A 338-nucleotide genomic window follows, 5' to 3' on the forward strand; every position below is an offset into this window, starting at 1 on the left:
GTGGGGCATGGCGCTCGCAATCGAGTATGCCGGTCCGGCCTGCCGCTATGTTGTCCCCGGCTTGCGTTCTCGCGATGACGACAGTCTGCATCTTTCCGGAGAGCATCTGGCGGAACGTTGCGCCCTGTTTGTCATCATCTGTCTGGGAGAATCAATTCTGACCACCGGCCGGACGGCAACCGAATTTATGAACTCCGGGCTGACATTTGTCGTTTTCTGCTCCGCCTTCATCAGCACCGTCGCGATGTGGTGGATTTATTTCCATCACGGACAGGCGGAAGCCTCCAGAAAAGCCGAGAACGCCGACGAGAAGGCGAAGATCGCCCATAATCTCTTCA

At 56.8% G+C, this 338-nt stretch carries 1 protein-coding gene; it reads left to right on the forward strand.

Annotated elements, in window-relative coordinates:
* The coding region (locus EN852_RS37295) for a low temperature requirement protein A (RefSeq protein WP_189546527.1) at positions 1-338 on the forward strand (338 nt) is incomplete at both ends.

Source organism: Mesorhizobium sp. M2E.F.Ca.ET.209.01.1.1, assembly GCF_004010375.2.
In the GTDB taxonomy this organism is placed as follows: domain Bacteria; phylum Pseudomonadota; class Alphaproteobacteria; order Rhizobiales; family Rhizobiaceae; genus Mesorhizobium.